Origin of the sequence: Faecalibacterium sp. AM43-5AT (genome assembly GCF_003603345.1) — a bacterium.
In the GTDB taxonomy this organism is placed as follows: domain Bacteria; phylum Bacillota; class Clostridia; order Oscillospirales; family Ruminococcaceae; genus Faecalibacterium; species Faecalibacterium taiwanense.
In genome coordinates this window covers 742,107-743,100 of record NZ_QVGZ01000001.1, presented here as the reverse complement: position 1 = coordinate 743,100, position 994 = coordinate 742,107, and the positions used below count along the sequence as shown (strand labels likewise).

Annotated in this window: 1 protein-coding gene and 1 pseudogene; both read left to right on the top strand. The window is 46.9% G+C overall.

The features are described 5' to 3' along the window. The coding region (locus DW937_RS03840; protein WP_120120176.1) for an AAA family ATPase at positions 1-713 on the top strand (713 nt) is incomplete at its 5' end. Positions 714-734: 21 nt separating this feature from the next. Continuing rightward, a pseudogene (locus tag DW937_RS15145) lies at positions 735-994 on the top strand (hypothetical protein); the annotation flags it as partial.

Sequence of the window (994 nt, the reverse complement as noted above, 5' to 3'; positions counted from 1 at the left end):
TGTTTATCCAAGGGCTGACCATCGACTGGAACAGAGTTCGCCCATACAATTATGTTCGTCAGATTCCTGCCATCAGTGGAATCGACACTTTTACATTCCATAAGCCCATTACGTTCTTTGTTGGCGAAAATGGAAGTGGAAAATCTACGCTTCTGGAAGCAATCGCTGTTGCTTACGGCTTCAACGCAGAGGGTGGAACGAAGAACTATTCATTTTCCACATACAACTCCCATTCGGAACTATGTGAGGCTATGACGATTTCCAAGGGGTATCGCAGACCAAAGTTCGGGTATTTTCTCCGAGCAGAGAGTTTCTATAATGTAGCCACCAAGGAAATCGACTATTCCGATGACGATCATCCCTCCAAAGGCTATCACCAAAAATCACACGGTGAAAGTTTCCTCGCCATTGCGCAGGACTACATGGGTGCAGATGGAGTCTATATTTTTGACGAGCCGGAAGCCGCTTTATCCCCGCAGCGGCAGCTCACGTTACTGATCAACATTTATCGGTGTGCCCAAGAAGGGGCGCAATTCATTATCGTATCACATTCACCCATTCTCCTCGGAATGCCTGATGCTGAGATTTTTAGCTTCGACAATGGCACGATTCATCCTTGTCAGTATGAAGATACGGACAGCTACGTTATCACCAAAACATTTGTAAATAATCGGCAGCATTTTTTGAACCAGCTTCTGAACGAAGAAACGTAATGCCGGGAAAGGACATTCCATATGAATGATTCTACGTTGAAAGAGCTTTGGCAGCAGGTCGCTGAAAAGAAAAGCTGCGAAGCAAAGCAGAAAGAACTGACCGCCCAGAGAGATACGCTTGCTGACCGCCTGAAAAAGCTGGAAAAATCCAAGCTGGCAGAGCAGGCTGATGTGGACCGTCTGGAGGGACACAGCCTTGCCGCATTTTTCTATCAGGTCATCGGAAAGATGGATGAAAAGCTGGACAAAGAACGGCAGGAAGCCTATGCAGCCCGTGTCAA